This window comes from Pseudomonas sp. B19125, assembly GCF_044218855.1.
GTDB lineage: Bacteria > Pseudomonadota > Gammaproteobacteria > Pseudomonadales > Pseudomonadaceae > Aquipseudomonas > Aquipseudomonas edaphica.
In genome coordinates this window covers 4,320,193-4,341,484 of record NZ_CP162589.1, presented here as the reverse complement: position 1 = coordinate 4,341,484, position 21,292 = coordinate 4,320,193, and the positions used below count along the sequence as shown (strand labels likewise).

The following is a 21,292-nucleotide window of genomic DNA, read 5'->3' as shown; positions in this document are numbered from 1 at the left end:
CGAGCAAGCCCGCTCCCACATTTGCTCCCCAGTGTTCTTGAGGGGTTAGCGCGGCCCGGAAACCACCAGCATCTGCCCCGGCTTCAACGCCTGGCCAGTACGCGGGTTCCAACGCTTGAGATGTTGCATCTCGACGTTGAAGCGCTTGGCGACGATGTACAGCGAGTCACCTTTCTTGACCTTGTACTGCACCGGTTTCTTGCTGCTGGCCACCAGTTTGCGGGTGTCCTGCATCACCAGGGTCTGGCCGACCTTTAGGGCCTGGCCATTGAGTTTGTTCCAGCGCTGCAGGTCATGTACATCGACCTTGTTCGCCTTGGCGATCAGCGTGAGGTTGTCGCCACTGCGGACCTTGTAGTTGCGGGTACGCCCGGCCACCCGTGTGCTCTCAACTTCGTCGAACACCTGCTTTTTCGGGCGCATCGCCAGCAATTCTTCGGGCTTCATCGTCGAAAGGGTGCTGGTGAGCAACTGCGCCTTGGAGCTTGGCACGAGCAAATGCTGCGGGCCGTCCAGGGTGGTGCGTTGTTTCAGGGCCGGGTTGAGCTGGAACAGTTCGTCTTCGTCGATCTCGGCCAGCGCGGCAACCCGGGACAGGTCCATGCTTTGCTTGACTTCAACCACTTCGAAGTACGGCGTGTTGGCAATCGGGCTCAGGTTGACGCCATAGGCCTCGGGGGCCAGCACCACTTGGGACAGCGCCAGGAACTTGGGCACGTAGTCCTTGGTTTCCTGGGGCAGGGGCAGGTTCCAGTAGTCGGTGGGCAGGCCGAGCTTTTCGTTGCGCTCGATCGCCCGGCTGACCGTGCCTTCGCCGGCATTGTAGGCCGCCAGGGCCAGCAGCCAGTCGCCGTTGAACATGTCATGCAGGCGCGTCAGATAGTCCAGGGCGGCGGTGGTGGAGGCGGTGATATCGCGGCGGCCGTCGTAGGCGCGGGTCTGGCGCAGGTTGAAGTAGCGCCCGGTGGAGGGGATGAACTGCCACAGGCCGACCGCATCGCTGCGCGAATAGGCCATCGGGTTGTAGGCACTTTCGATCACTGGCAGCAGCGCCAGCTCCAGGGGCATGTTGCGTTCTTCAAGGCGTTCGACAATGTAGTGAATGTAGAGGCTGCCGCGTTCTCCGGCGTTCTCTAAAAAGGACGGGTTGCTGGCGAACCACAAGCGTTGTTGCTCGATGCGCGGGTTCACACCCAGGCCGTCCTGCAATTGAAAGCCCCGGCGCATGCGTTCCCAGACATCCTGGGGCACTTCGGGGCTAGGCTTCTCTGAGAGCCAAATAGGTTTTTGCTTGATCTTGGCAGCAAGATTGGGTTTGGGTTGCACGGTGGATTGTGCAGCGAAATTGGTCGATTGGCAGCCCGCCAGAGTCGCGGAAACGGCCACCGCCACGGCTTGAGCCAGGCGGGTCAATGCGTCTGAAGAAATGGATTTACGAATAGATGACGACATTGGCTGGAAGTAAGTTCCGGGCAAAAATGTCGGGCGATTCTAGAAAGCGCTTTGGTTCCGGTCAACCATTCAGAAATTCCGTATCAGATTGCATCCGCTTAGAACTTATCTTTCCAAGCCCTCAAGCTAGCAAACACCTCGGCCCCAGTGCGGTTGTCGCGACCGTTCCGTTCGTCCGCTTTTTGTTTAACGGATGTTTCGGCGGTACGCAGGAAAGGGTTAGTACGTTTTTCCAGGGCCAGGTTGGAGGGAAGTGTCATTTCACCACGGGCGCGCAATTGCTTGACGGTCTCGACGCGTTCGGCGATATCGGCATTGTCCGGTTCCACGGCGTGGGCAAATTTGAGGTTACTTTGCGTGTACTCATGTGTGCAGTACACCAGCGTGTCGGCGGGCAGGGCGGCCAGGCGCGCTAGCGAGGCGTGCATTTGTTCCGGGGTGCCTTCGAACAGGCGCCCGCAGCCGGCGGCAAACAGGGTATCGCCACAAAACAGCACGCCCTGGTGGTAATAGGCGATATGGCCGAGGGTGTGGCCGGGCACGCTATAAACGTCGAAGTCCCAGCCGAGCGCGTTGATGCGCGCGTTATCGTGCAGGGCCACGTCCCGCGCCGGGATCTTTTCGTTCGCCGGGCCGTAAACCTTGGCGCCGGTTGCATGTTTGAGCTGTTCGACGCCGCCGACATGATCATGGTGGTGGTGGGTGATCAGGATGTCGCTGAGCCTGTACCCAGGGTTTTGCTTGAGCCAGGCCAGCACCGGCGCGGCATCGCCGGGGTCGACCACGGCGCAGCGTAGGGTATCAGGGTCTTGTAACAACCAGATGTAGTTATCGGTGAAGGCGGGCAGGGCACTGATCTGTATCATTCTTCGATTCGCCAAGCTGAACACTTTGGTGCATCTTAGAACGTCTAGGCGAATTGGAGAATGCAATGACTGATAAAGCGTTCGCCCAGGCCGATCCTGAATGGCTGGCCCTGATCAGCGCAGCCCGTGATTGGCTGTCCGGGCCGATCGGGCAATTTTTGCTGGACGAAGAGCGGCGCATGCTCGAAGACGAGCTGGGCCGGTTCTTTGGTGGCTACCTGGTGCACTACGGCCCGTCGGCCCAGACGCCGCCCGCTGCGCCGCAGGTGCAACGCAATGTGCGCCTGGGCGCGCCGTTGCCTGGGGTCGAGATTGTGTGCGAGGAACAGGCCTGGCCGCTGAGCGAACATGCCGCCGATGTAGTGGTGCTGCAGCACGGCCTGGATTTCTGCCTGTCGCCCCACGGTTTGCTGCGCGAGGCCGCCAGCAGCGTGCGCCCAGGTGGCCATTTGCTGATCATCGGCATCAACCCCTGGAGCAGTTGGGGCCTGCGCCATGTGTTCGCCCATGACGGCTTGCGCCAGGCGCGTTGCATCGCGCCGTCGCGGGTGGGCGACTGGTTGAACCTGCTGGGCTTCGCGCTGGAGAAACGCCGCTTCGGGTGCTATCGTCCGCCGCTTGCGTCTGCCAAGTGGCAAGGACGGCTGGCCGGCTGGGAGCGCCGGGCGGGTGCCTGGCAACTGTCGGGCGGTGGCTTCTATTTATTGGTCGCGCGCAAGATTGTGGTCGGGCTGCGGCCGGTGCGGCAGGTCGCGCGTCAGCCCATGGGCAAGCTGGTGCCGATGCCGATGGCCAAGGTCAACCGCAAGCAGAGCGAACCGTAACCCCTCTTTTTGATTGAAGACCGAGCAACTGATGACCGATACCGTAGAACTCTTCACCGATGGCGCCTGCAAGGGCAACCCTGGCCCCGGCGGCTGGGGCGCGTTGCTGGTGTGCAAAGGTGTGGAGAAGGAACTGTGGGGCGGCGAAGCCAACACCACCAACAACCGCATGGAGCTGATGGGCGCCATTCGCGGCCTGGAAGAACTCAAGCGTCGCTGTGACGTGCTGTTGGTGACCGACTCGCAATACGTGATGAAGGGCATCAACGAGTGGATGGTCAACTGGAAGAAGCGCGGCTGGAAAACCGCGGCCAAAGAGCCGGTAAAGAATGCCGACCTGTGGCAACTCCTCGATGAGCAATGCAACCGCCATGACATCACCTGGAAATGGGTACGCGGCCACATCGGCCACCCGGGCAACGAGCGCGCCGATCAATTGGCCAACCGTGGCGTGGATGAAGTTCGGGGCTACAAACAGAGCTGAGCCGGCTGACGTGTTAACATCGCGCCCCTTGATTCACACCACACTGCACACCACCGTTGAGAGCTGAACCCTGATGGCCATCCGATCTGTTGTACTCGATACCGAAACCACCGGCATGCCGGTGACCGATGGTCACCGGATCATTGAAATCGGCTGTGTCGAATTGATGGGTCGCCGCCTCACCGGGCGTCACTTTCACGTCTACCTGCAACCGGATCGTGACAGTGACGAGGGCGCAATTGGCGTCCACGGTATTACGGATGAATTCCTCAAGGGCAAGCCGCGCTTTGCTGAAGTGGCGGACGAGTTTTTCGAGTTCATCAACGGCGCTCAACTGATCATCCATAACGCGGCGTTCGACGTCGGGTTCATCAATAACGAGTTTGCCCTGATGGGGCAGACCGAGCGTGCGGATATCTCCCAGCACTGCTCGATTCTCGATACCTTGATGATGGCCCGTGAGCGTCACCCCGGCCAGCGCAACAGCCTGGATGCGTTGTGCAAACGTTATGGGGTTGATAACTCTGGCCGTGAATTGCACGGCGCCTTGCTCGACTCCGAGATTCTCGCCGACGTTTACCTGACCATGACCGGCGGGCAGACCAGCCTGTCCCTGGCCGGTAATGCTTCCGATGGCAGCGGCTCGGCGGAAGGTTCGGGCAACCGTCCTTCGGAAATCCGCCGTTTGGCGGCGGATCGCAAGCCGACCACCATCATCCGTGCCAGCGAGCAGGATTTGGCTGAGCATGCGGCGCGCCTGGAAGCGATTGCCAAGTCGGCGGGTGCGCCGGCGTTGTGGTCGCAACTGACTCAGCAATAATCACGGCTGAACACGATTAAAAAATGTGGGAGCTGGCTTGCCTGCGATGGCATCAACTCGGTGTGCCTGAAGTACCGAGGTGCCTGCATCGCAGGCAAGCCAGCTCCCACAGTAGATTTGCGTCGTCTGTAAAATCTTCATTCGCCACATCCCCTCCCAGCTTCTACCCTGAGTGCATAGCCCTCAGGACTCAAAGCACTCATGTACAAAGACCTGAAGTTCCCTGTTCTTATCGTGCACCGTGACATCAAGGCCGACACCGTTGCCGGTGATCGGGTCAGAGGCATCGCCAGGGAGTTGGAACAAGAGGGCTTCAGTATTTTTTCTGCGGTGGATTACGCCGAAGGCCGATTGGTGGCTTCTACCCATCATGGCCTGGCGTGCATGTTGATTGCCGCCGAGGGCGCTGGCGAAAACACCCACCTGCTGCAAAACATGGTCGAGCTGATTCGTCTGGCGCGGGTGAGGGCGCCCAACCTGCCGATCTTTGCCCTGGGCGAGCAGGTCACCCTGGAAAACGCGCCGGCCGATGCCATGAGCGAGCTCAACCAACTGCGCGGCATTCTGTACCTGTTCGAAGACACTGTGCCGTTTCTGGCCCGCCAAGTGGCTCGCGCTGCACGCGCCTACCTTGATGGCTTGTTGCCGCCGTTCTTCAAAGCGCTGGTGCAGCACACGGCCGACTCCAACTATTCCTGGCACACCCCCGGCCATGGCGGCGGTGTGGCTTATCGCAAAAGCCCGGTGGGGCAGGCGTTTCATCAATTCTTTGGCGAAAACACCCTGCGTTCGGACTTGTCCGTGTCGGTGCCGGAGCTGGGGTCATTGCTCGATCACACCGGGCCCTTGGCCGAAGCCGAAGCCCGCGCGGCGCGTAACTTTGGCGCCGATCACACGTTCTTTGTGATCAACGGCACCTCGACGGCCAACAAGATCGTCTGGCATTCCATGGTCGGGCGCGATGACTTGGTGTTGGTGGATCGAAACTGCCACAAGTCGGTGCTGCATTCGATCATCATGACCGGCGCGATCCCGCTGTACCTGTGCCCGGAGCGCAATGAACTGGGGATTATCGGCCCGATCCCCTTAAGCGAATTCAGCCCCGAGTCGATCCGCGCCAAAATTGAAGCCAGCCCCTTGACCCGTGGCCGGCCGGCGAAAGTGAAACTGGCGGTGGTCACCAACTCCACCTATGACGGACTGTGCTACAACGCCGAACTGATCAAACAGCAACTGGGCAACAGTGTCGAGGTGTTGCACTTCGACGAGGCCTGGTACGCCTACGCGGCCTTTCACGAATTCTTTGCCGGGCGTTATGGCATGGGCACCTCGCGCACACCGGACAGCCCGCTGGTATTCACTACCCACTCGACCCACAAATTGCTCGCGGCCTTCAGCCAGGCGTCGATGATCCACGTGCAGGACGGTGGCGCGCGCCAGCTGGACCGCGACCGCTTCAACGAAGCCTTCATGATGCACATCTCCACTTCTCCGCAATACAGCATCATCGCTTCGCTGGATGTGGCTTCGGCGATGATGGAAGGCCCGGCCGGGCGCTCGCTGTTGCAGGAGATGTTCGACGAAGCCCTGAGCTTTCGCCGTGCCCTGGCCAACCTGCGCCAGCATATTGCCGCCGAAGACTGGTGGTTCTCCATCTGGCAACCACCGTCGGTGGCCGGCATCGACCGGGTCGCCACCGCGGATTGGCTGTTGCACCCGCAGGATGACTGGCATGGCTTTGGCGATGTGGCCGAAGACTATGTGTTGCTGGACCCGATCAAAGTCACCTTGGTGATGCCCGGCCTCAACGCCGGTGGCGCCTTGAGCGACTGCGGAATTCCCGCCGCAGTGGTCAGCAAATTCCTCTGGGAACGGGGGCTGGTGGTGGAAAAGACCGGTTTGTATTCCTTCCTGGTGTTGTTCTCCATGGGCATTACCAAAGGCAAATGGAGTACCTTGCTCACCGAATTGCTGGAGTTCAAGCGCAACTACGACGCCAATGCCAGCCTGGCCAGTTGTTTACCCTCGGTGTTCAAAGAAGGCCCGGCACGTTATCAAGGCCTGGGTTTGCGTGACCTGTGCGACCAATTGCATAGTTGTTACCGCAGCAACGCCACCGCCAAGCACCTCAAGCGGATGTACACCGTGTTGCCGGAAATTGCGATGAAACCGGCCGATGCCTACGACCAACTGGTCAGGGGTGAAGTCGAAGCCGTTTCCATTGACGCCTTGCCAGGACGCATCGCAGCCGTGATGCTGGTGCCTTATCCGCCGGGCATCCCGTTGATCATGCCGGGCGAGCGCTTTACCGAGTCGACACGCTCGATCATCGACTATCTGGCATTTGCCCGTACGTTCGATAGCAGTTTCCCCGGTTTTGTCGCCGATGTTCATGGGTTGCAACACGAAGATGACGGCAGTGGCCGTTGTTACACCGTCGATTGCATCAAGGGTTAAGGATGTTTATGCAAGCTGTAATGAACCCGAAGTATCCGGGGCTCAGTGTTCGGGTCGCCGACGAAGGCTTTGACGCCTACGTGTGGGGCAATGATTTCAGCTTTGAGGTCAGCGCCTATGGCGTACCGGAGATGGGCAAGCGCGTCGACCAATGGGCGCTGGAGCGCATTCTGCCGTACCGCAAGTGTTACGGCATCGACCCGGAAGAGTTCGCCAGTTTCCGCGATGCTCCCGACAGTGCGATTTTTATGGCGTACCTGGATGATCGCGCGGTGGGGCACATTGTGGTCAGCACCAACTGGAATGGTTTTGCCCATGTCGACGAGCTGGCGGTGGCCATGCCTGCGCGGCGCCATGGTGTAGCCAAGGCATTGCTGGATGTGGCGCAGTTCTGGAGCCGCAAGAAGAACTTGCCGGGCATGATGCTCGAAACCCAGAACAATAACCTCGGCGCTTGCCGATTGTATGAGCGCTGCGGGTATGTGATGGGTGGGATCGATCAATTGCGCTATCGCGGGATTGACCCGCAAACCCGCGAAGTGGCAATTTTCTGGTATCGGTTGTTCACGTCTGAGCGGCAGACGGCCTGAATGCCCTTGCCCCTGGCGTTCAGGCCGCGTTGAGGTGCGGCAGGCTAAGTCATGAATCGATCCACGAATGTTCGGCACCAATGGTAACCTGCAACTGGTCACGGAGTGAGCGGTAGTGCTTCTTGGCTTGCTCCAGACTCTGTTGTAGCCCATCCGGCTCACTCAGGCCTTTACTGGCGTAGTACTGGTGAATGTCGTCTTCCAGGCTGAACGGTATACCGGGCACCGCGCCATGTTTGACCTGCTGCATTTTTTCTTTGCTCATTCCATCGAATCCCGCATCGTAAATGTCCGGTCGCTTGGACCTCAGTACATCGTCAAACAGGTTCGGGCCGACGGTCTCAAAGATCTTGCCTTCGTACTCCAGAAAATCTGAAGTGTAGGTGAGCCCGCCGTTGACCTCTCTGGAAAGAGTCGGGCGGTTGGCCGCAAAATACGCCTTGTTTTCAGTGAAGCGCCGGTTCATCTCGGCGATCATTTCGGTGACCACCGGGTTATCCGGTTGCGTGGCGAAGTTACTGGTGTTGTAGAAGGGTTTGTAGTCAGTGATTTTGTGAGCGACTGGTTTGCTGAGCAGCATATCCGAGTCACCCGCGTTCAAACCGGCGGATCCCACCGCGCCTTTGATGGTGTCGTCGGTGTCGAGATAAATGCCACCATATTTATTCATCAACGGATAGCGAGCTACATCGGAAGTGGCGGCAAGGTTTTTTCCTTGGCCTCTGCGGAAGTAGGCGTACAGTTCGGTGTTCTTCAAGGGTTGGAAAAAGTCTTCTTCATGCAAATTCATGACGGTGACGCCGGGCGCATCCTTTTCCAGCTTGAGTTTGATGGTCTGCAGCAACTCTGGCGTGTCGGCGTCGACGTGCACAATGGATTTGAAACCGGGCATTTTTTCGGCGTTGGTCGCGATATTCTTGATCAGCTTGTCGGGTATTTCGCCGCCGGCCCAGAAGTAGTGAATGTTGGTTGGGATGGGCCTGATATTGCTGGACTTCTGCAAGATAGCCGGTGGGGTTGCATCGATAAACCTGAAGTTGTGCTCGGGGATCTTCTGGGCATTTTTATATTCCTCCAAGGGTCCCATCTGCCACTTGTTCTTTGCGCTTCTCCAGAAGTACTCGGTGGTGACGCCGTTGGCGTTACCCGAACCGGCCATCCAGGCACCCACCTTGGTATCAAAGGTGGTGACATAGTTCATGCCTCGGTAATTGATGGTGAAGGGGTATGAGGAACCCGTGGTTATTTTTACGTCGTCTACCGGTACGACGTAGGTGTTTTCATCGAGTTTCCAGGGTGACGGGGAGTTACCACCCAATAAGCGATTGGTAGTGGCGCGAGGCTCCCAGCCGGCGCTGCCCAGGTCCCGGACCACAATGTTGTCTCGGGCGGCACTGGGGTGTTGGATAACCCGCTGGCCATCCTTGATGGTGGACTGATAGAGCTTGCCGTTGACTTTTATATATTCTTTGTTGTTCGGGCCGACGTAGATATTCGCCTGCAAGCCTTTAACCTGCAGCAGGTCCGGGGAAACGATGGCCTCATATTCAAGCAGCGAGGTTCTATCAAAGACTTTGACGCTCTCACCGGCCGCCGCCGCCGCAGGCTGGAAATCTTTCAACGGTGAACCGTAGGGACGCCCCTTGGCTGCATCGAAGGCATACCATTTACCGCCCTGGAACAACGCATCACCTTCCAGCATTTCACCAGCAACCCTGGAGGTGCCTATGGCAACCAAGCCATGCTGTGTGCTGGCGGCTTTGAGCACGTCGTAGTTGCCGCTGGCGCCCTTGAGGGTATTGAATACGCTCTTTCCCTTGGACCAGGTCCAGCGGCTGATACCTTTGAGCAAATCGCCCGCACCGCCCAACGGGTTGAGCGCGTCGATTGCGACGGTACCCAGAAACCGGGCGGTTCTTGCTGCACCCTTGAGGCCGGCCACGCCTTTGGCGAGGGCTTTACTCGCATGTGCTGCCTTGCCGGCGCCCAGAGTCACCAGACCGATCACGTCCATGCCAAGGTCAAGCAAACCCTCACCGATATTGCCCTGCGTGAAGTTAACAATCGCAGACCTGAACGGAATCATATTCAGGAAAAACTCCCCGATGGCCTTGTTGGCGGCACTGGTTTTGTCGTAAGACGTTGTTCCTCGGGCATGTTGCAGTAGCTCATCGCCCTGCAAGTCCATGCGTTTGGTGAGTATTTTGGCGATGTAGCGGGTGCGGTCTGAATCGAAGACCTGTGGTGTTACTGTGGTCGCCGGCTTTTCCTTGGCCTGCTCGGCATGCTCGTCTTCGAACGGGTTGAATCGTACGGTTCTATGCAGTGTGTTGGCGTCTCGATTATCGAGCCGGGTGTAGGGTGGCGAGTAAATGTGAGCCAGGTAATTGTGTTTGGAAATGGTCCCGGCGCGTGTATCGATGCGGTAAATATTGACCTGTCCTCCACGGGTGGTTTTCACATCCAGCGTATGGCCTTTTTGGATCAGGCTTTTGGTCGAGAAATCGAGGCCGATGAGGTAGCTGTCGGTATGAAAAAACTCGAGTTTTCCATCATCAAAGTTTTCTTTATCTTCGGGTGGCACCGTCGAAATCAGGTATTGGGTCATCCCCGAGTGGCCTTTTTCCAACTCTGCTATGGCCGATGTGTAGCGTTGGGTAAAGGTGTCTGCGACGGAAAGTTCGCCGCTATCGGAAAGCGCGCAAAATTGCTTGATGGGGATGCGCTTGTCATTGGTGACCCAATGTTCGCTGTCATCATTATTGACTTTGTCGCCGTGCATGACGACATCGAGCATTGAATATGTTCCGGGGAAGCGACCGGGGCGTCCTTCGATCAGTCGGGCTTTCGTGAGGTTTTTCGCCTTGAAGACCTCATCGGATATGCCTGGAAATTTCTCCCTGAGCAGATCCATTCCCAGGTTTTCACGCATCGGGATGGGGGTTGCGAGTGCCCGGCTGATGTCTTGCAAGGTTTGCTGCTGGGCGCTAAAGGTACTTTGCACAGTGTGCATCTGCGTGTCGTCGGGCGTCGTGCCTGCATTCAAGTAGCCTTTGACTTCACCCCAATTGTGCAACGCTTCGCGATGGATATGCTGCGAGAGCGGTGTGCCGATGTCGATGCCCTCTGCGGCGGCGAGCACTTCGCTGTAGGTCATTGTGAGTGTGCGCCCCGGCGATTCAGCTTCCAGCTTGGCGGCGGCGATCGTCAACTGTGTCCAGGGAATGCTGCCGTAGGTCACGCTCGCCGGAATGTCCTTGACCAGGTATTCAGGGGCGCAGTGGGCCAACAACATGCGGGCCGCCAGTTGAGCCGATGCCGCAGAGGCTCGGCCTGTTGCCACCAGATGACGGCTCAAACCCTCGATGACGACCGTGGCCGGTCGGTACCAATGCTGGCGTTGCCCAAGATCAAAGCCGGCAACGCGGTTACGCGCCGGAGTGCCCACGGATTGGGGATTCAGCCCCAGATGAATCGCAGCCAACAAATAGTCATTGACGCTGGTGTTCGTTGCAATGCCGCCCAACCGGGTTTGAATGGCCTGGCCCAGCGCTTGCGCCTTGGCCGATCCCAGCAGCGTTTCTACTGCGCTGCTGGTGAATTTGAAATCATTGCTGGACAACTCGCACGCGGACAACAGATAGCCCAGCACGCCTTTTGGATCAGTCAGTGGCAGTTCCGGCAGCGTTGAGTCAGGAGCGTTCAGCAGGTCGATGATGGCTTGTTTGTCTTGCGCCGAGAGCGGGATCGGCCAGGACAGCGCGCCGCTGAAGTTGCCCAGGGGCGGGGTCTGAACGTGCTTTGTCGCTAGCTGATAAAGGGCCTGCAACGCGTTCAGGGTTTTGGGCAGGGGCAAGTCGCTGCCGCTGAGGTATGTGCCCAATTTGACGATGCTGGTCGGCGCCAGATTGTGCTTTTGATAGTAGCTGGAGCCTTCACAGACCGGTATTGAGGTGCTATTCCAGTGCGACGTCAGCCGGCCTTCGAGCAGGCTTTGTTGCTCACTGGAAAGGGGGGGCGGGAAGGCGGCTTGCAGTTCTTCCAGGCTTGTGCGCAGTTTTGCCGCCAGGGTTTCCCAGTTACACCGATCGGCAAAAGCTTTTTTAAGCGCTGCCGGGTTGTCCAGGGTGCCAGGGGTTGCATCGTTGGCTGAGGCTTCAATCGAATTCGGTTGAGCGCTAGTTAACGCACCGGCGTCCTGCGGTGGGTTGAGACTGGCAGGGTTTTGAAGGGCTCGATCAGTAAGGACAGAATGGAGGGTAGTCATAGAAAACGCTTCCTTGTTTAGAGTATGTCGTCCAGTGGAAAGCACTCGGCTGTGCTTTCTGCTTCTGTGAGTGCGACGCTTCTAGAACAAGGTTCCAGCGGGAGTTTTTAGAATTTATGTCGGTGAAAGCGCACTAGATGGTGCGCAGGGCGGGGTCAGGTGGATGCAGTAACGGTCAGCAAGGTTTCGGCCTTGTCGGCGACGATTTCCAACAGTGCATTCAACGCCGGAGCAGGTTCAGATTCCTTCAACGTCAATGCGTAAAGGACCACAGGTATCGGCGGCGATAACGGGCACGCATCCAGCCCAGCTTCCCGCGCGCCGAAGGCGGTAAACGGGTCGACAATCGCCAGACCCGCTCCGGCCTCCACCATGCTGCGCATCATCTGGTAGGTCTGCACCCGTGTCTGCACCAACGGCAGTGGGCGCAGGGCTTGCAGTTTTGCGTCCAGCAGACGACTTAGCGGGTCGTGACCTTCCAGCCCGATCATTGACTGCCCGGCCAGGTCCTGCAGTGCAATGTACTTTTGCTTGGGTTTGAGCCAGCCATGGGGCGCGAGCAGTTGCAGCTTGCCTTGGGCCAGTACGGTGCTTTGGATTTGTGGGTGCTGCGGATCATGCAGGCTCAGGCCCACGTCGGCTTCGCGCAGCAGCAGGCTCCTGACGATCTCCCGGGTCGGTTGGCTCGACAGGGTGCACGGTGTGTCCTGAAAGCGCCGGCGCAGCATAGCCAGGCTTTGCGGCAACAATTGGTTAGCCAAGGGCTGCGTGCACAAGGTGCGCAAGGGCGGGGCGTGATGATGTTTGAGGCGCCCGGCCAGGCGTTGCAACGGTTCCAGCGCTTCATAGAGGTGGGCGATTTCAGCCTGCAGCTCAAGGGTTTCGCGCGTCGCTTGCAAGCGCCCGCGCACACTGGCGAACAGCATGAAGCCCAATTGCTGCTCGGCGTCCTTGAGGGTTGCGTCCACATCGCCCACGGGGAGTTGCAACCATTCGGCGGCGGTGCCGAGATGTCCGGTCTGCAAGATGGCCTGAATCACTTCGATATGACGTAAACGCATCGCCGGAGTCTATGTTCAGTGCGATGGGGTTTCAATGCCTGGGTAAAAAAGAGCACAGGCATGGGTGAGTGTTGGCTACCGTTAGTGGGTATGTCACTGTCACGGGCAGGGTATACAACGAGTGTATCAATCGAGGGAAAGGGGGAGCCTCAACATGCCATCAAGTCGCTTAAGCGGAAAAATACTCACCCAGCGCGGCTTCACGCGCTGGGCGGTGCTGGTGGTGCTGGTCATTATTGGCTTGTTGGCCTTGGCGCTGGGGCCGCGCTTGTTTGGGGATGTAACGCTGACGGAAATCGCCACTGCCAAGGCGCAGGTGGCTGAGCTGGGCAAGGCTGTCGAGCAGTTCCATCAGGATACCGGCCGCTATCCTACGGATGAGGAGGGCCTGGAGGTGCTGACCGTGCAACCTGCGGCATCAGCCAATGGGAAAGGACCCTACGTCAAGGATGAGTTATTGACCGACCCTTGGGGCGTTGCCTATCAGTACCACTACCCGGCGACCCAGCCCAACACCCCCTTCGACCTGTTTTCATTCGGCAAGGACCGAACCCTGGGCGGCGTCGGCGATAACAAGGATATTACCTACGGCGACCACTGAATCACCTGGCATTCCCCATCGACCTGATTAGAATGACGCATCTGATCATCAACGACCAATGCCGCTCACCCGGCACTTAAAACAACAACAGGTCTGGTCTCACATGCCTCTACCCTCGACGTTTTTCGGGGTAAGGGCCAAACAGCTGCTGGTCTTGGTGACCATTGGCTGCGTGGCTGCTTATCTCCTCAATAATCAAGACGAACGCACCCCGGAAAACCACGCCCTTGAGGCGTTTATCCGTTCCCAGGAACAGGTGAGCGAGCAGGTGGGGGCTGTGCTGGAGATTGCGCTGGTCAGGCAGGTGGTGGCGTATCCCGCTTACGGCACGCCGGGCTACAAGCGTTCGCTGTATGCCGTTGAAGGGGAGCGGGGGCGGTTGCTGGTAACGCTCAAGCAGCTGGACGGTGAGCAGGACGTGGAGGTAACGCAGATGCGCCGGCCGTGATCCCCCGGCCCAGTCAACGCCAGTAATGGCCAGGACTGAGCAGGTCGATAAGGCGGGATCTTATGACGCGAGGGTGGTTTGCGATTCGCGGACGATGATAGTCCCCGACTGGATCAATTTGAATTCATCGCCTTCCAATTTTTCTACACGGTCGCCAATGGCCAGCTTGTAGGTGGTGGTAGGCGTCGAGCCAGCCTGGCTGTCCTGCGCCGGGTTGGATTCCTGGAACTCATGCACCGAATACACGCGTCCTTCCGCGTCTCTGGCATGGAACTGTCCGACAAGTACTGCAGCCATCTGTTTAGAACCTCTGGAGATAAACACTCGATTTGCGGTTCTGTAGACCGTCATGGAGCGGGGTAGTTTACCTATGGGAAAAAAATACTATTCGTTGATGTTTTCAGACGCTTCCTACGCTGGTGAGTGCGTGGCAAACAGCTTCGGGATTATCAAAACCCGCTGGTTAACGCGTCACGAAGGCTCTATAACTAAAGGCTCCTTTAGTCAGATGTCGGGAAAACCTCAATGAGCAAGGTCTATACGATTGCCGTCCTGGTTGGCAGCCTTAGAAAAGAGTCGATCAACCGTAAGGTCGCGTTGGCATTGGCCGAACTGGCCCCTGCCAACCTCAAGTTGAACATTGTGGAAATTGGCGATTTGCCGCTCTACAACGAAGACATCGACGGTACTGCGCCGCCCGCAGCCTACAGTACTTTCCGTCAGCAAGTACGCTCATCCGACGCGGTGTTGTTTGTGACACCGGAATACAACCGCTCCGTGCCGGCCCCGTTGAAGAATGCCATTGACGTTGGGTCTCGTCCTTATGGGCAAAGTGTCTATGGGGGTAAGCCTGGGGCGATCATCAGTGTGTCGCCGGGGGCTATTGGTGGGTTTGGGGCGAACCATCATTTGCGTCAGTCGCTGGTGTTTCTGGATGTACCTTGCATGCAGCAGCCCGAAGCGTACCTGGGCGGGGCGGGGAGCGTGTTTGATGAGGCGGGTAAGGTGTCGGAGAAGACCAGGCCGTTTTTGCAGGCGTTTATTGATGGGTATGGTAAGTGGGTTGAGAAACAGTTGGGTTGATAGCTATGGGAGGGCGGTGTACATATCCGTTGCTGCGGTAACGGCTACTTAGGGTTCCGCCCTGACGGCGGGTCACTTTTTGAAGGACCAAAAAGGTAACCAAAAAGTCCTCGCCCCACCACTCGGCACCTCGCTTAGGCTCGGTGTGCCAGAACGAAGGCTTGAATCCGTGGGCCGCCGCGATGGGCCATCCTTGGCAGAGCACGGCGGCCTGAAAGCCGACCTGAGTGGTTAGATCAAAAGCGAAAGCGGATGTGCATCCACTGGAGGTCTGCTTTTCTGTGGGAGCTGGCTTGCCTGCGATGCAGACGCCTCGGAGTGTCGGGTACACCCGGTTGATGCCATCGCAGGCAAGCCAGCTCCCACCCTTGACCGAGTATGGCTCTGCAGGCCCTAACCCCCAGCCGACCCCAATCGGTCAGCAAGCTTCAGCGCCATCCCCGCACTTTCAAGGCGCGACACCTGATCCACCTCCGCCCCCAAAATAGTTTTTTCCACATATAGCGAATGCACATCGGTCACCCCGATAAACCCCAGCCACGCCTCCATATAGGGCTTCTGAAAGTCCATCCCCTGCGCACCAGGTGCCGAAAAATCCATCCCCCGTGCATACACATTCACCGCGATCTTGTCATGCAACAACCCCCGCACTCCATGCTCCGGGCTGAACTCAAACAGCACGTCCTTCTGTGATACCACGTCGATAAAGTGCTTGAGCTTGTAGGGAATCGCGAAATTCCACAGCGGCACCGAAAACACCAGCACATCAGCTTGATGCAGGTGAGCCGCCAGCGCTGTGAGTGTCGCCCAGGCAGCGCTTTGCTCATCGCTTAATGGCGTACCCGCGATGCCCGCGTATTTGGCGTCCATCACCGGTCCGGCAAACTCCGGCAATTCCAGCGCCCATAAATCCAGGGTCACCACCTGGGTGTCCGGGGCGTTCTGCTGATAGCGAGCGATAAACTGACGAGCGATCTCCAGGGACGCGGAGCGTTGTTTGCGCGGCGAGCATTCGATGTGCAGGAGTGTGGTCATGGTGGCCTCGGGAAAGTTGACCAGGGCATTGCAACATAGCGAGCATTGAAATATAAATCGTATTTAAATCATCTATTGATCACCAATCAGAATATGTTCGATGCCTTGTTGCTCAAAACCTTCGTCGCAGTGGTCGATGAGGGCGGTTTCAGCCGCGCCGCAGAGCGCCTGCACCTGACCCAGTCGGCCGTCAGTGGGCATTTGCGCCGCCTGGAGGAGCAGGTGGGCAAACCTTTGCTCACCCGCACCACCCGGTCCCAGCAATTGACGCCCGATGGTGAACGGCTGATGGCCTATGCCCGTGGCATCCTCGCGTTGAACCGGGACGCCTGGGCCGAGCTGACGCGCTCGGCGTTTGAAGGCAACCTGCGCGTAGGCGTATCGGAGGAGTTCGCGGATGCGCGCCTGTTACGTGAACTGCAAAACGTCGCGGCGCAATACCCTGGTATGTACATCAGCGTGCAAGTGGGCATTCCCGGTTCGTTGTTGAGTTTGATGAAGCAGGGTGAGCTGGAGGTGGTGGTGGGTTCGTTGTGCGAATCCAGTGAGCCAGGTTTGGCACTATGGCGTGAGCCGTTAGTGTGGGCCTGGTCCGGGCAGCCGCTCGTAGCCTTGCCGAACCCGTTGCCCCTGGCCTTGTTTCCCGAGCCTTGCCCGTATCGAGAGGCGGCGCTGACGCGTCTTGCCCAAGCGGGCATCGCCCAGCGCAGCGCCATGCAGTGCAGCAGTTACGCGGCGCTGCATGCCGCCGCAGCGGCCGGGTTTGCGATTGCACCGATGGCGCAGAGCCAGGTCGGGCCGGGCTTGGCGATACTCGGCGCCGAACACGGCTTGCCCGCGTTGCCCGATGCCGAGTTCCGCCTGTTCAGCGCCCCGGAGGCGGACCCGCGCCTGGTCGAGGTCATCACCCAGGTGGTGGTCCGCTACGGCGCTGTTCGCCGGCACTGAGGCTCAGCGCAACCAGTTGGTGCGCGCCAGTTCGATCACTTCATCGCCACGCCCGCTCATCACCGCCTTGAGCATATACAGGCTGAACCCCTTGGCCTGTTCAAGCTTGATGGTCGGCGGCATCACCAGTTCCTGGGTAGCGGTAACCACGTCCACCAGCACCGGGCCGTCATGGGCCAGGGCGCGGCGCAAGGCCGGTTCCAGGTCTTCGGACTGCTCCACGCGAATGCCGAGGATGCCCATGGCGTTGGACATGGCGGCAAAGTCCGGGTTTTTCAGCTCGGTGCCGGTGTCCAGGTAACCGGCGGCTTTCATCTCCATGGCGACAAACCCGAGTGACGAGTTATCAAACACAATGACCTTCACCGGCAATTTCAACTGCGCCAGCGAGATGAAGTCGCCCATCAACATGGCAAAGCCACCGTCGCCGGACATCGAGATCACCTGCCGTCCAGGAAATGCTGCCTGTGCACCAATGGCTTGTGGCATGGCATTGGCCATCGAGCCGTGGTTGAACGAGCCGATCAGGCGGCGTTTGCCGTTCATCTTCAAATACCGCGCAGCCCAGACGGTGGGCGAGCCGACGTCGGCGGTGAAGATCGCATCGTCGTCGGCCAGCTCGCTGAGCAAGCGCGCCACGTACTGCGGGTGAATCGGCCGGTCGGCCTTCGATGGCTGCGCCAGGTCATCCAGGCCTTGGCGGGCTTTTTCATAGTGCTTGAGCGAGGTGTCGAGGAAGCTGCGGTCGGCCTTGCGCGTCAGGCGTGGCAACAGCGCGTCAATTGTCTCGCCAACATCGGCGGCGATGCCCAGGTCCAGGGTGGCGCGACGGCCCAGCGCCTGCGGGTTGCGGTCGACCTGGATGATCCTGGCGTCGGTCGGGTAGAACTGGCGATAGGGGAAGTCGGTGCCGAGCATGATCAGCGTGTCGCAGTTGAGCATTGCGTGGTAACCGGAGCTGAAGCCGATCAGGCCGGTCATGCCCACATCAAACGGGTTGTCCCACTCCACATGCTCCTTGCCGCGCAAGGCGTGCACCACTGGCGCGCCCAAAGCATCGGCCAGGGCTACCACCTGGTCGTGAGCGCCGGCGCAGCCGCTGCCGCACAGCAGGGTGACTTTCTCGCTGCTGTGCAGGATCTCGCTGAGGCGCTGCAGGTCTTGTTCCGCCGGCAAAGTGCGCGGTGCGTGCAGGGCCGGCCAGGGCTTGAGTTTGTCTTCGACTTCCAGCAGCGAGATATCGCCTGGGATCACCACCACCGCCACGCCGCGGTTGAGGATCGCTGAACGCATGGCGCGGTGCAGCACTTGGGGCATCTGCGCAGGGTTGGTGACCAGCTCGATAAAGTGGCTGCACTCTTTGAACAGTTCCTGCGGGTGGGTTTCCTGAAAGTAGTTCAAGCCGATCTCGGAGGAGGGGATTTGCGCCGCGATAGCCAGCACCGGCACATGGTTGCGATGGCAGTCGAACAGGCCATTGATCAAGTGCAGGTTGCCCGGCCCGCAGCTGCCGGCGCATACCGTCAGCTCGCCAGTGGCGGCTGCTTCGGCGCCGGCGGCGAAGGCGGCCACTTCTTCGTGGCGCACGTGCATCCACTCGATGCTGTCCATGGTGCGCAGGGCGTCGGTGAGGCCATTGAGGCTGTCGCCGGTCAGGCCCCAGATGCGCTTGATGCCCGCCTGTTCAAGGGTGGTCGCCAACTGCTGGGCCAGGTTGATTTTCGCCATGAAGAACTCCAATCGTCAGTGAGGTTAAAGGCTGCTGATCAGTAGAGGACAGTTCGAACACCGCGGATGTTCACCCTTGAATGTGAAGATTGCGTCACGGGGCCGACTAAACGCCGCGCATAAAAAAACCCTGGCAAGCCAGGGTTTTTCACAGCAGCAGGCTCAGCGGCGACGGAACAGCGGCAACGGTTCATCCGTGGCAGCCTGGTACGTGACCGAGAAGTCCTTGAGGCTTTCCAGCGCTTCATACGGGTCTTTGTCGGCGCGCAGGGCGAAGGCATCGAACCCGCAACGGCGCAGGTAGAACAGCTGGTCGCGCAGCACATCCCCAATCGCACGCAGTTCGCCCTTGTAACCATAACGGTCACGCAGCAGGCGCGCGTTGGAATAGTTGCGGCCGTCGGTGAAGGCCGGGAAGTTCAGGGCGATGACCTGGAAGTGCTGCACGTCGTCGCCGATCTCTTCGGCTTCCTCGTCGGCGTCCAGCCACACACCCAGGCCGCCGTCGCGGGCCTTGAGGGCGTGCCCGTGTTCACGCCACAGGGCCAGCGGCACGATCAGGTCGTCACAGTTGGAGATGCCGTCGAAGCTCGCGTCCTTGGGCAGCAGGTGCCAGGTTTCGTCGAGGACTTCGTTGTTCTTAATGATTCGCTGCATAGACGCGCTCCTTGAACAGGTCGATGCCAATGCGCTGGTAGGTGTCGATGAAACGCTCATCTTCGGTACGCTGTTCGATGTACACGTCGATCAGCTTGCCGATCACCTCAGGCATGGCTTCCTGGGCGAAGGACGGGCCGAGGATCTTGCCCAGGCTCGCATCGCGGCTGGCGCTGCCACCCAGGGACACTTGGTAGAATTCTTCGCCTTTCTTGTCCACGCCCAGGATGCCGATGTGGCCGACGTGGTGGTGACCACAGGCGTTCATGCAACCGGAGATGTTCAGGTCCAGCTCGCCGATGTCGAACAGGTAGTCCAGGTCGTCGAAACGGCGCTGGATCGATTCGGCAATCGGGATCGACTTGGCGTTGGCCAGGGAGCAGAAGTCGCCACCCGGGCAGCAGATGATGTCGGTCAGCAGGCCGATGTTCGGCGTGGCAAAACCGCCTTCGCGCAGTTCGCCCCACAGGGTGAACAGTTGGCTCTGCTCGACGTCCGCGAGAATGATGTTCTGCTCGTGGGAAGTGCGCAGTTGGCCGAAGCTGTAGCGTTCGGCCAGATCGGCGACGGCGTCCAGCTGTTTGTCGGTGATATCGCCCGGGGCAACACCGGTTGGCTTGAGCGACAGGGTCACGGCCACATAGCCCGGCTTTTTGTGCGCCAGGGTGTTGCGCGTGCGCCAGCGGGCGAAACCTGGGTGTTGCTGGTCGAGGGCAGCCAGTTCGGCGTCCTGATTGCTCAGGGCTTTGTACTCAGGGTCGACGAAGTGCTTGGCTACACGGTGTACTTCGGCTTCGGTCAGGGTGGTCTGGCCGCCGCGCAGGTGTTCCATCTCGGCGTCGACCTTCTGGGCAAATACCTCAGGGGTCAGCGCTTTGACCAGGATCTTGATCCGGGCCTTGTACTTGTTGTCACGACGGCCATAGCGGTTGTAGACCCGCAGGATGGCGTCGAGGTAACTCAACAGGTCCTGCCACGGCAGGAACTCATTGATGAACGCACCGACTACTGGTGTACGGCCCAGGCCGCCACCGACCAGCACACGGAAACCCAACTCGCCGGCGGCGTTGTGCACGGGCTCAAGGCCAATATCATGCACTTCGATCGCTGCGCGGTCCGAGGTCGAGCCATTGATGGCGATCTTGAACTTGCGCGGCAGGTAGGCGAATTCCGGGTGGAAGGTGGTCCACTGGCGCACGATTTCGCACCACGGGCGTGGGTCGATCAGCTCGTCAGCGGCAACGCCGGCAAATTGGTCGGTGGTCACGTTGCGCAGGCAGTTACCACTGGTCTGAATGGCGTGCATCTGCACGGTGGCCAGCTCAGCCAGGATGTCCGGCACGTCTTCCAGTGCCGGCCAGTTGAACTGTACGTTCTGGCGGGTACTGATGTGGGCGTAGCCTTTGTCGAAGTCGCGGGCAATCTTGGCCATCATGCGCGTCTGGCGCGAAGTCAGTTGGCCATAAGGCACGGCAACCCGCAGCATCGGCGCAAAGCGCTGAACATAAAGGCCATTTTGCAGGCGCAGAGGGCGGAACTCTTCTTCGCTCAGTTCACCTGCTAGGTAGCGTCGGGTCTGATCACGGAACTGCTTGACGCGGTCCTCGATGATGCGCTGATCGTATTCGTCGTATACGTACATATAGGTCCTGTTCTCGGCAAATCTGCGCGCACGGCCGCGCACTCCCAACGGAGCCGGCGCACGATACCAGTTTGCGTTTATGCGCAAAAGTGATGTTTGAGTATATGTAAATAACCAAATTGACTAATGAGAACCGTTATCGCGATACCCACATTTGTCATGCGGGCAATCATGATCTTTACTGTCGTCGAGTCTTAGTGCAATCACCTATAAAACCGACAAGAGGCGATGCGATGAGCAATTCAACCAAAGCACGTAAACCTGACAGTACCGTTGATGCCTGGGCCATTCTGTTTCTGATAATTTTAGTGGTTGGAACCGCCGTATTC

18 protein-coding genes are annotated in these 21,292 nt (G+C 59.0%); 9 read left to right on the top strand and 9 right to left on the bottom strand.

What is annotated here, in order from left to right; genetic code table 11:
• Positions 1 to 45 precede the first annotated feature (45 nt).
• Complete coding sequence (locus AB4P96_RS19440) at positions 46 to 1,452, bottom strand: transglycosylase SLT domain-containing protein (RefSeq protein ID WP_056859491.1); 1,407 nt, start codon at positions 1,450 to 1,452, stop codon at positions 46 to 48.
• Positions 1,453 to 1,550: 98 nt separating this feature from the next.
• The gene (gloB, locus tag AB4P96_RS19435) at positions 1,551 to 2,318 is read right to left on the bottom strand and encodes a hydroxyacylglutathione hydrolase (RefSeq protein WP_017136934.1); all 768 of its coding nucleotides are present in this window, start codon (positions 2,316 to 2,318) and stop codon (positions 1,551 to 1,553) included.
• Between the two features lie 65 nt (positions 2,319 to 2,383).
• Here gloB and AB4P96_RS19430 point away from each other — a divergent pair, with 65 nt between their 5' ends.
• The 5 genes from AB4P96_RS19430 (at position 2,384) to AB4P96_RS19410 (ending at position 7,493) form a co-directional block, all read left to right on the top strand.
• Positions 2,384 to 3,142, top strand: a complete 759-nt coding sequence (locus AB4P96_RS19430; protein WP_017136933.1) for a class I SAM-dependent methyltransferase — start codon at positions 2,384 to 2,386, stop codon at positions 3,140 to 3,142.
• 31 nt (positions 3,143 to 3,173) lie between these two features.
• A complete protein-coding gene (gene rnhA, locus AB4P96_RS19425; RefSeq protein WP_017136932.1) occupies positions 3,174 to 3,626 on the top strand; it encodes a ribonuclease HI in 453 nt (150 codons plus the stop codon).
• 79 nt (positions 3,627 to 3,705) lie between these two features.
• Positions 3,706 to 4,446, top strand: coding sequence for a DNA polymerase III subunit epsilon (gene dnaQ, locus AB4P96_RS19420; protein ID WP_169987818.1), 741 nt, complete (start codon positions 3,706 to 3,708; stop codon positions 4,444 to 4,446).
• A 201-nt stretch (positions 4,447 to 4,647) separates the two neighbouring features.
• The gene (locus tag AB4P96_RS19415) at positions 4,648 to 6,903 is read left to right on the top strand and encodes an arginine/lysine/ornithine decarboxylase (protein WP_170040260.1); all 2,256 of its coding nucleotides are present in this window, start codon (positions 4,648 to 4,650) and stop codon (positions 6,901 to 6,903) included.
• An 8-nt stretch (positions 6,904 to 6,911) separates the two neighbouring features.
• A complete protein-coding gene (locus tag AB4P96_RS19410) occupies positions 6,912 to 7,493 on the top strand; it encodes a GNAT family N-acetyltransferase (protein ID WP_026013697.1) in 582 nt (193 codons plus the stop codon).
• Positions 7,494 to 7,542: 49 nt separating this feature from the next.
• Here AB4P96_RS19410 and AB4P96_RS19405 read toward each other — a convergent pair whose 3' ends face one another.
• Together AB4P96_RS19405 and AB4P96_RS19400 are read right to left on the bottom strand one after the other, a co-directional pair.
• On the bottom strand, positions 7,543 to 11,760 hold the full coding sequence (locus AB4P96_RS19405; RefSeq protein WP_395599949.1) for a glycosyltransferase family 32 protein: 4,218 nt from the start codon (positions 11,758 to 11,760) through the stop codon (positions 7,543 to 7,545).
• 155 nt (positions 11,761 to 11,915) lie between these two features.
• Positions 11,916 to 12,821 carry a LysR substrate-binding domain-containing protein gene (locus AB4P96_RS19400; RefSeq protein ID WP_138450678.1) on the bottom strand — a complete coding sequence of 302 codons (906 nt, stop codon included), beginning with the start codon at positions 12,819 to 12,821 and terminating at the stop codon, positions 11,916 to 11,918.
• A gap of 154 nt (positions 12,822 to 12,975) precedes the next feature.
• Here AB4P96_RS19400 and gspG point away from each other — a divergent pair, with 154 nt between their 5' ends.
• Together gspG and AB4P96_RS19390 are read left to right on the top strand one after the other, a co-directional pair.
• Positions 12,976 to 13,422 (top strand): type II secretion system major pseudopilin GspG, encoded by a 447-nt coding sequence (gene gspG / locus AB4P96_RS19395; RefSeq protein ID WP_017136927.1) that lies wholly within the window; start codon positions 12,976 to 12,978, stop codon positions 13,420 to 13,422.
• Positions 13,423 to 13,525: 103 nt separating this feature from the next.
• Positions 13,526 to 13,870 carry a hypothetical protein gene (locus AB4P96_RS19390; protein WP_026013696.1) on the top strand — a complete coding sequence of 115 codons (345 nt, stop codon included), beginning with the start codon at positions 13,526 to 13,528 and terminating at the stop codon, positions 13,868 to 13,870.
• A gap of 60 nt (positions 13,871 to 13,930) precedes the next feature.
• Here the strand turns inward: AB4P96_RS19390 and AB4P96_RS19385 are convergent, their stop codons facing one another.
• Positions 13,931 to 14,167, bottom strand: coding sequence for a hypothetical protein (locus AB4P96_RS19385; RefSeq protein ID WP_017136925.1), 237 nt, complete (start codon positions 14,165 to 14,167; stop codon positions 13,931 to 13,933).
• 228 nt (positions 14,168 to 14,395) lie between these two features.
• Between AB4P96_RS19385 and AB4P96_RS19380 the strand changes: the two genes are divergently transcribed.
• Positions 14,396 to 14,953 (top strand): NADPH-dependent FMN reductase, encoded by a 558-nt coding sequence (locus tag AB4P96_RS19380; protein WP_017136924.1) that lies wholly within the window; start codon positions 14,396 to 14,398, stop codon positions 14,951 to 14,953.
• A 393-nt stretch (positions 14,954 to 15,346) separates the two neighbouring features.
• Here AB4P96_RS19380 and AB4P96_RS19375 read toward each other — a convergent pair whose 3' ends face one another.
• Positions 15,347 to 15,988, bottom strand: coding sequence for an FMN-dependent NADH-azoreductase (locus AB4P96_RS19375; RefSeq protein WP_395599948.1), 642 nt, complete (start codon positions 15,986 to 15,988; stop codon positions 15,347 to 15,349).
• Positions 15,989 to 16,081: 93 nt separating this feature from the next.
• On the opposite strand from AB4P96_RS19375, the gene AB4P96_RS19370 reads away from it, so the two are divergent.
• Positions 16,082 to 16,936, top strand: a complete 855-nt coding sequence (locus AB4P96_RS19370) for a LysR family transcriptional regulator (protein WP_169987676.1) — start codon at positions 16,082 to 16,084, stop codon at positions 16,934 to 16,936.
• Positions 16,937 to 16,939: 3 nt separating this feature from the next.
• Here the strand turns inward: AB4P96_RS19370 and poxB are convergent, their stop codons facing one another.
• The 3 genes from poxB to AB4P96_RS19355 all read right to left on the bottom strand — a co-directional run bounded on the left by poxB (position 16,940) and on the right by AB4P96_RS19355 (position 20,963).
• Positions 16,940 to 18,664, bottom strand: coding sequence for a ubiquinone-dependent pyruvate dehydrogenase (gene poxB / locus AB4P96_RS19365; protein WP_017136921.1), 1,725 nt, complete (start codon positions 18,662 to 18,664; stop codon positions 16,940 to 16,942).
• Positions 18,665 to 18,826: 162 nt separating this feature from the next.
• Complete coding sequence (locus tag AB4P96_RS19360; protein ID WP_017136920.1) at positions 18,827 to 19,321, bottom strand: DUF934 domain-containing protein; 495 nt, start codon at positions 19,319 to 19,321, stop codon at positions 18,827 to 18,829.
• Positions 19,305 to 20,963, bottom strand: coding sequence for a nitrite/sulfite reductase (locus tag AB4P96_RS19355; protein ID WP_017136919.1), 1,659 nt, complete (start codon positions 20,961 to 20,963; stop codon positions 19,305 to 19,307). Before AB4P96_RS19355 ends, AB4P96_RS19360 begins: the two co-directional genes overlap by 17 nt.
• Positions 20,964 to 21,292 lie beyond the last annotated feature (329 nt).

Bases quoted from the DNA above. Each gene is read 5' to 3' on its own strand.
- AB4P96_RS19440 (WP_056859491.1), bottom strand. From the start codon at position 1,452: ATGTCGTCATCTATTCGTAAATCCATTTCTTCAGACGCATTGACCCGC.
- gloB (WP_017136934.1), bottom strand. From the start codon at position 2,318: ATGATACAGATCAGTGCCCTGCCCGCCTTCACCGATAACTACATCTGG.
- AB4P96_RS19430 (WP_017136933.1), top strand. From the start codon at position 2,384: ATGACTGATAAAGCGTTCGCCCAGGCCGATCCTGAATGGCTGGCCCTG.
- rnhA (WP_017136932.1), top strand. From the start codon at position 3,174: ATGACCGATACCGTAGAACTCTTCACCGATGGCGCCTGCAAGGGCAAC.
- AB4P96_RS19415 (WP_170040260.1), top strand. From the start codon at position 4,648: ATGTACAAAGACCTGAAGTTCCCTGTTCTTATCGTGCACCGTGACATC.
- AB4P96_RS19410 (WP_026013697.1), top strand. From the start codon at position 6,912: ATGCAAGCTGTAATGAACCCGAAGTATCCGGGGCTCAGTGTTCGGGTC.
- AB4P96_RS19405 (WP_395599949.1), bottom strand. From the start codon at position 11,760: ATGACTACCCTCCATTCTGTCCTTACTGATCGAGCCCTTCAAAACCCT.
- AB4P96_RS19400 (WP_138450678.1), bottom strand. From the start codon at position 12,821: ATGCGTTTACGTCATATCGAAGTGATTCAGGCCATCTTGCAGACCGGA.
- gspG (WP_017136927.1), top strand. From the start codon at position 12,976: ATGCCATCAAGTCGCTTAAGCGGAAAAATACTCACCCAGCGCGGCTTC.
- AB4P96_RS19390 (WP_026013696.1), top strand. From the start codon at position 13,526: ATGCCTCTACCCTCGACGTTTTTCGGGGTAAGGGCCAAACAGCTGCTG.
- AB4P96_RS19385 (WP_017136925.1), bottom strand. From the start codon at position 14,167: ATGGCTGCAGTACTTGTCGGACAGTTCCATGCCAGAGACGCGGAAGGA.
- AB4P96_RS19380 (WP_017136924.1), top strand. From the start codon at position 14,396: ATGAGCAAGGTCTATACGATTGCCGTCCTGGTTGGCAGCCTTAGAAAA.
- AB4P96_RS19375 (WP_395599948.1), bottom strand. From the start codon at position 15,988: ATGACCACACTCCTGCACATCGAATGCTCGCCGCGCAAACAACGCTCC.
- AB4P96_RS19370 (WP_169987676.1), top strand. From the start codon at position 16,082: ATGTTCGATGCCTTGTTGCTCAAAACCTTCGTCGCAGTGGTCGATGAG.
- poxB (WP_017136921.1), bottom strand. From the start codon at position 18,664: ATGGCGAAAATCAACCTGGCCCAGCAGTTGGCGACCACCCTTGAACAG.
- AB4P96_RS19360 (WP_017136920.1), bottom strand. From the start codon at position 19,321: ATGCAGCGAATCATTAAGAACAACGAAGTCCTCGACGAAACCTGGCAC.
- AB4P96_RS19355 (WP_017136919.1), bottom strand. From the start codon at position 20,963: ATGTACGTATACGACGAATACGATCAGCGCATCATCGAGGACCGCGTC.